The organism is Caulobacter zeae, assembly GCF_002858925.1.
In the GTDB taxonomy this organism is placed as follows: Bacteria; Pseudomonadota; Alphaproteobacteria; order Caulobacterales; family Caulobacteraceae; genus Caulobacter; species Caulobacter zeae.
Window position 1 is genome coordinate 1 of record NZ_PJRS01000024.1, and the last position, 6,737, is coordinate 6,737.

Sequence of the window (6,737 nt, forward strand, 5' to 3'; positions counted from 1 at the left end):
CTCTTTCCAAATCAACAATGTCAAAGACCAGAGCCGGAGCTCCAAGCCGCCTCCGTAACCGGGGAGCGGCCCCACCGTTTAGCGCCCGGTGTCGGCGGAGGCGGCTATTTAGCTAACCTCGAATTCCGTGTCAAATCGTTTTTTTCAAAACTTTTCGACCCGATGCCGAACCAGGAAAGTTCCCAGTCCAGCGAGCCGGCAGCTTCTAAAGAAACCACCAAACCCTGTCAAGCAATTCTTTCTAAGAAAGCTCCGCTCGACTTCTTCACCAGCACTTCCGAATTCTTGCGAACTCTTCAATCCCGATGAACGAGGCGGCGCTTCTATTGAAATAACCAACCCTCGTCAACCAACTCTTTTCAGAAACTTCCGAAGAACCGAAGCCCTCCAAAAGCAACAAAAGCGCTCCTTCCCGAAGGCCATAGGCCGTCGACAATCCAGCTGCCCGAGTCGATTGAGGCCGCGGAACTTAGCGATGAGATCCAACCGAAGCAAGGGCCTTGTGGGCCCCGGTTTCGAGCGTCTTCGTCAGCGCCGTTCCGAGGAGGAGCGCATATAGGCCTGTGACCGGACCATGACAAGCGCCAACCCGCACGCATCCACAGGTCTTGGCTTTTCCCCGCCCGCGGCGGACCGTCGCGTCGGCCCCGCCCCGCCAATCTGCGCCTTGAACCCCGCCAGGCGCGTCGCCACTTCATATGGGACGATCGCGGATCCGGGGCGCCGCTGCAGGGCCCCGGACCTTTCGCGAACGAAGTCGCTTTATATGCGTAAGGACTTCGCATGACCCGGACGATCCTGTTCGACAGCCCGTTCCTGCTGGGCTTCGAACACACCCGAGACCTCATCGAGCGCGCCGCCAAGGCCGCCGGCGAGAGCTATCCGCCATATAATGTCGAGCAGACCGACGAAGGCGTGCGCATCACCCTGGCCGTGGCCGGCTTTTCGCCCGACCAGTTACAGGTCACCGTCGAGGGCGGCCAGCTGGTGGTGGCCGGACGCCGCGACGGCGACGTCCGCACCGAGGCCGAGCGCGCCTACCTGCACCGTGGAATCGCCGCCCGGGGGTTCGTCCGCACCTTCGTCCTGGCCGAGGGCATGGAGGTCTCGGCCGCCACCCTCGAGCACGGCCTGCTTCACGTCGACGTCGCCCGCCCGCCGCCCGAGCGTCAGGTCAGGCGAATCCCCATCCGCTCGCAGGGCTGAGCCCTTGCGCAACACTTACGCTCCCGCCGCCTGAACCGCAGGGACTTAGGAGCGTTCCCCTATCGAAGGAGGTGGTCACATGACGCCCAATTCGCACACGCCGTTCTTCTCGACCGAGGCCTTCGCCGCGCTGGGCGCGCCGGACCTCGTCTATGTGCGCCCGATCAAGGCGGCCGAGATCCTCGCCGACGCTCCCGAGGGCGTGGAGGACTTCGACCTGGCGCCCGACCAGACGCTCTATGCGGTATGCCGGGCCGACGGCGCCCGCCTGGCGGTGCTGACCGATCGCGACGCGGCCATGGCCGCCGCCCTCGCCCACGAACTGGCGCCGGTGTCGGTGCATTGACGCGCCCCGCATAAGAAGACGCGCCAAATGAAAAGGGCGGCGGATCCTGCGATCCGCCGCCCTCTTTCTTTGTCCTTACGCCAGACCTCAGTTGAGGTTGGCGGCCGGGGCCTGAGCCTGGCGGAACATGGTGATGGCGATCAGGCGATCCCAACCGACCAGCGACACCAGGTGGGCGTAGATCTGGGCCAGGGCGCCCGAGGTCTGCAGCTCCTTCAGCTTCTCGATCGGCAGAGCGTTCAGCTTCTCTTCCGAGACGCCGTAGTACTCGGCCACGACCTGCGGCTCGCCCGGTTGGCCGTCGGGGCCGGCCGGCGTGAAGGTGGCGGTCTTCAGTTCGAAGAGGTCGTTGTCCTTCAGCAGCTGCACGAACGAGTCGGTGCGGCGGCGTTCGACTTCAAAGTCGTCGCAGAACTTGATGCAGTTCTGGGTGTATTCGGTCGGCTCGCCCTTGGCGTCGAACAGCGGGGTCTCGCCGGCTTCCGACAGCAGGCTCGAGGCGCGGTCGATGCAGACGATCATGCGGCCCTGGGTCTCGTCATTGGCCAGCACGAACGGATAGCGACGGACATAGGCCGGGATGTAGACGCCGACTTCGGTCGAGCCGTCGGCGTGGATGAACAGGTTCTCGCCCTGGTTCAGGCCCATGACGGCCAGCGGGGTGCGCTCTTCGCCGGCGAAAATGATCGGGTAGGACAGGCCGGCCGGACCGAATTCGGTCACGGTCAGCGGGACGGCCGTGCCAGCCGCGGCGAAGGCGTAGGGCTTGTCCTGGTGAACCAGGGCCAGCTTGCCATGCAGGTCGCGGTTCAGCGGCTCGGGCGTCGAGTAGAAGAGAACGTTGCCGGTGATGCCGCCGGCGGACTGGGTCGTTTCCATAAGAAGCTCTACAGAAGGGCCAAGAAGAACGGACGCTCTATCGCGGGCGGCCTTTAGGTGGTCAGCGCTTCTAGCCGATCTGCGATATCCCGGCAATCGACACGTCCGGACGGGGAAACGCCGCCGCGACCCTCGCGCCTGGAGCGAGGTCCGCGGCGGATCGGCCTAGAACTTCCAGGCGATCCCGGTGCGGATCGACCGGCCCGGCGAGGGCGCGATGTCCTTCAGGAACGAGGCGTGCTCGCGCACCTCCTCGTTGGTCAGGTTGCGGCCGTCGACGAACCAGCGCAGCGGCTTGTCCTCGAACGGCTTGACCGTCACCCGCAGGTTCACGGTGGTGTAGGCGTCGGTCGGCAGCTCGAAGTCGGCCACCCGGTCCTGCTCGGCCACGTGGCGGACTTCCAGCTCGGCCTCGACGTTCGACGCTTTCCAGATGGCCCGGCCGGTCAGCGACCACGGCGGCACGCGGGCGGGCACGCCGATATCGGTCTCGCCGCGCACATAGTCGGCAACGCCTTCCAGGCGGACCGACTGGCCCTTGCCCTGCCAGGCGTCGTAGCCGACCTCGAGCTCGGCGCCGTGGAACTTGGCGCCGGTCTGGAAGTACTGGAACACCGGCAGGCTGTCCTCGATCTCGCCGGTCGGGGCCTCCTCGATGAAGTTGTCGTACCAGGCGCCCCACAGGTGGCCCTCGACGCGCAGGCGCGGGCCGGTCCAGCGATAGGTGGCCTCCAGCGAGGTGACGGTCTCGGAATCGAGGCTGTCGTCGCCCTTCTCGTAGCCGCCGGTGCCCGGGTGCGGGCCGTCGGCGAACAGTTCGAACTCGGTCGGCGCGCGGCCGTTGCGCGACAGGGTCAGGGCGACGAACTGGTGCTCGGCCGGCTTGTAGAACACGCCCAGCGAGGCCGAGACGTTGTCGAAGTCGCGCTTCTGGGTCGCCGTCTCCAGCGAGCGGGTGTCGAAGCGCAGGCCCGCGTCCACGCCCCAGTCGCCGCGATCGAAGCGCTGCAGGGTGAAGAGGCCGTACTCCTTGATGTCGACGCTGGGTACGAAGGCCTCGTCGCCGATCGCCTCGAAGCTGCGGGTCAGGGCCTGGAAGCCGATGGCGCCCTGGTGGCCGTCGTGCTCGCGATGCACCAGCTCGACGCGGCCTTCGGTGCCGTCCGACAGGAAGCGGGTGCCGACCTCGCCGTCCTCGACGCTGACCTCGGCGTGCTCGTAGTCGGCATGGCCGATCGAGACGCGCACCTTCTCGAACCACGGCGTGTCGAGCTCCTGCTCGCCGCGCAGGTCGTAGCGGGTCTGCTGAAGGTGGATCGAGACCGGGCCCTCGGCGTCCGGGTCGATGGGGCTGAGGATCTGCTGGTAGGGCACGCCGTAGGTGGTGTCGGTGCGCTTGACCGACAGGCCCACGAAGCCGCGGTCGTGCACGTAGGAGACGCCGGCGCCATAGGCGTCCATCTCGACGTCGGTGTTGCGCACGGTCTTGTCCGGATCGACGGTCAGGCCGTCACGGGCGGCCAGGCGCGAGGACACCGGGGGGACCGGCACGTCGTAGTCGTCGCTTTCCCGGTGCACGGCGTCGACCGCGAACACCAGAGGGCCGGCGTTGAACTTGGCCGCGCCGCTGACGCCCCAGCCGCTGTCAACGCTGGACATCGAGCCGGCCACCCGGCCTTCGACGGGCGCGCTGGCGCGCGAGGACGGCACCCGGTCGTCGAGCATGTTGACCACGCCGCCGATGCCCGAGCCGCCATAGGCCAGGGTCGAGGGGCCGCGCAGCACCTCGATGCGCGAGGCTTCGGCCGGGTCGGAGGCCACCGCGTGGTCGGGCGACAGGGCCGAGGCGTCGACCTGGCCGACACCGTTCTGCAGCACCATCACCCGCGGGCCAGACAGGCCGCGGATCACCGGACGCGAGGCGCCGGGACCATAGAAGGTGGAGCGCAGGCCCGGCAGGCCGTTGAGCACGTCGCCGAGGCCGGCGGGCGGGGCGACGTCCAGCTTGTCGCGGGTGACGACGTTGACGCTGCTGGTCACGGTGTCTAGCGACACGGCGTAGGGAGCGGCGGTGACCACCACCTGCGAGACTGAGGTGTCGGTCGGATCGGCGTCAGCGGCTGGCGCGGCGGGGGTGTCGGCGGCCCAGGCCGGGGCGGACCCGGCGGCGGCGAGAACGAGGAGGCTGGCGGCTGCGAGCGCCTGGCGACGGACCATGGAACGCGTCATGGACGGAAAATCCTAGCTTGCCGGGGGAGCGGCGAAGATTGCGTTATGAAATAACATATCCGCTCGTCAATCCGCTTTCGCTTGACGCGGCCAAGTCGTCTCGCTCTGTGTCCGGACGACCTCACTTCGGGCTTTTCATGATGCGTTTTTCGTCGCTCGCCTTCGCCTCCGCCCCCATTTCCGCCGCATTGCTGCTGGCCGCCTGCGCGCCGATTTCGGGCCAGGCCCCAGCCAAGACCTACGCCCAGGCCGGCGGGTCGACGACCTGGACCAAGCCGCCGAAGGGCTACCTGACCCTGGCCGAGCCGTTCGACGCGCCGGGCATCGTCGGCCCGCCGCCGACGCCGAACTCGCCGCGCGGCAAGGCCGACCGCGCCGCCTATGACGACACCCGCAAGCTGGCCGGCACGCCGGCCTGGGACAAGGCGATCGCCGACGCCGACCTGTCGGGCGCCAATGGCTTCAAGAGCTTCTCCTGCGCCGCCAAGGTGACGATCAGCCCGGAAAAGACCCCCACCCTGGCCAACCTGCTGCTGCGCATGACCGACGACGCTGGCACGATCTATCGCCCGGCCAAGCAGGCCTTCTCGCGGCCCCGTCCGCCGGTGGGCAACGACAAGCCGATCTGCGTGCCGCGCGAGAAGTGGATCGAGACCGAGGGCTCCTATCCGTCCGGCCACGCCCTGATCGGCTGGTCGTGGGGCCTGGTGCTGGCCGAACTGGTCCCCGACCGCGCCGCCCAGCTCGCCGCCCGCGGCCGCGCGTTCGGCGACAGCCGGGTGATCTGCGGCGTACACTTCCCCAGCGACCTGGAGGCCGGCCGCCTGCTGGGCGGGGTGATGGTCTCGCGCCTGCACGCCGATCCGGCCTTCGCGGCCGACCTCGAAAAGGCCCGGGCCGAGATCGCCGCCTCCAAGGCCGACGGCCCGCCGGCCGGCTGCCAGGACTGACGCTCGCCACAAAGGCGCGTAACACTGAACTTCAACTTAGAGCTTGAGCCCCTCCCGGAGCGGCGCCACCCTGGCGGCCTTCGGGAGGGGACCCATGTTCGAGACCATGCGACGGCCGGCGATAGCCCTGGCCTGCATTCTGACGCTCGCCAGCTGCGCGGTGTTCGCCCCGCCCTACGACCCCACCCTCGATAGCAAGATCACCACCGCCTACGAGGGCGTGGCCAAGCTGGCGGCCGAGGCCGAGATGGGCCTCTACGTCGACAAGACCACCTATCCCGGCAAGATCGAGACCTACGCCGACATCCAGGCCGCCCTGGCCGTGGCCGCGGTGCGCGCCGCCACCCAGCCCTACGCCGCCAAGCCGGCCCAGAAGGCGATCGACGCCGAGGTGTCGCTGATCAAGGGCTGCAGCGCCCAGGTCCAGGGCCTGGCCCAGCTGCACCAGATGGCCGGCATCGTTCCCAACACCGGCGCGACCACCGCCATGATGGTCAGCTGCGACCAGGCGGCCAAGGCCGTCACCGCCATGAAGTGAGGCCCGCCGCCCGATGAGCATCGACTTCTCCACCCTGCAGGTCGACGACGTCGACAGCCTGGTCTCCGTGCTGGAGCAGCAGCTGGGCGACACGGCCACCGACTGGTGGAACGCCAACAAGACCGTGGTGCCCGGCTATCTGCGCAGCCTGGCCGAGGCGACGATCCAGACCCGCACGGCCCTCGCCAACCACCAGATCACGCCGGAAGCGGCCGACATGATCCTTCACAACCAGGAACTGGCCTTCAACCAGACCATCCAGTTCACGCAGTATATGAGCCTGACCCTGGGCCAGACCCTGCTCAACACCGTGTTCCGGGTGGTCGGCTGGGTGATCTACAACAAGACCGGCGTGAACATCGCCCCCAACCTGGTGCAGCCGACCACGCCGGCGGCGTAGGCTGCTCGACGCCCAGCAATTCTGCCCTTTTCTCACCGAGCTTCCCCGCGAAGGTGTTGTGTCCCGAGAGCTTGGCGGGATGGTTTGGGTGTAGCCTCCGGTTTGGCCTGGCTGGAGGAACAGCGATGCTCGTGAAGCTGCATGGCAATGCGACGACGACGCCGAAGGTGCGTGCCTACATCCAGGCGA

Annotated in this window: 7 protein-coding genes and 1 pseudogene; 6 read left to right on the top strand and 2 right to left on the bottom strand. The window is 67.7% G+C overall.

Annotated elements, in window-relative coordinates:
* The 3 genes and pseudogenes from SGCZBJ_RS25895 to SGCZBJ_RS14360 form a co-directional block, all read left to right on the top strand.
* Positions 1 to 309 (top strand): annotated as a pseudogene (locus tag SGCZBJ_RS25895) (hypothetical protein); the annotation flags it as partial.
* A 474-nt stretch (positions 310 to 783) separates the two neighbouring features.
* Positions 784 to 1,206, top strand: coding sequence for an Hsp20 family protein (locus SGCZBJ_RS14355; protein WP_101718683.1), 423 nt, complete (start codon positions 784 to 786; stop codon positions 1,204 to 1,206).
* Between the two features lie 79 nt (positions 1,207 to 1,285).
* Complete coding sequence (locus SGCZBJ_RS14360) at positions 1,286 to 1,552, top strand: DUF1150 family protein (RefSeq protein ID WP_101715284.1); 267 nt, start codon at positions 1,286 to 1,288, stop codon at positions 1,550 to 1,552.
* A gap of 87 nt (positions 1,553 to 1,639) precedes the next feature.
* Here the strand turns inward: SGCZBJ_RS14360 and SGCZBJ_RS14365 are convergent, their stop codons facing one another.
* Positions 1,640 to 2,431: a SapC family protein gene (locus SGCZBJ_RS14365; RefSeq protein ID WP_101718684.1), complete on the bottom strand. Its 792-nt coding sequence runs from the start codon at positions 2,429 to 2,431 to the stop codon at positions 1,640 to 1,642.
* Positions 2,432 to 2,596: 165 nt separating this feature from the next.
* Positions 2,597 to 4,648, bottom strand: coding sequence for a TonB-dependent receptor (locus tag SGCZBJ_RS14370; RefSeq protein ID WP_101718685.1), 2,052 nt, complete (start codon positions 4,646 to 4,648; stop codon positions 2,597 to 2,599).
* Positions 4,649 to 4,797: 149 nt separating this feature from the next.
* Between SGCZBJ_RS14370 and SGCZBJ_RS14375 the strand changes: the two genes are divergently transcribed.
* The 3 genes from SGCZBJ_RS14375 to SGCZBJ_RS14385 all read left to right on the top strand — a co-directional run bounded on the left by SGCZBJ_RS14375 (position 4,798) and on the right by SGCZBJ_RS14385 (position 6,548).
* Entirely contained in the window at positions 4,798 to 5,610 is an 813-nt protein-coding gene (locus tag SGCZBJ_RS14375; RefSeq protein WP_240621512.1) for an acid phosphatase, read from the top strand.
* A gap of 94 nt (positions 5,611 to 5,704) precedes the next feature.
* Positions 5,705 to 6,148 (top strand): hypothetical protein, encoded by a 444-nt coding sequence (locus tag SGCZBJ_RS14380; protein WP_101718686.1) that lies wholly within the window; start codon positions 5,705 to 5,707, stop codon positions 6,146 to 6,148.
* Between the two features lie 13 nt (positions 6,149 to 6,161).
* Complete coding sequence (locus SGCZBJ_RS14385; protein ID WP_101718687.1) at positions 6,162 to 6,548, top strand: hypothetical protein; 387 nt, start codon at positions 6,162 to 6,164, stop codon at positions 6,546 to 6,548.
* The last annotated feature ends 189 nt before the right edge of the window (positions 6,549 to 6,737 follow it).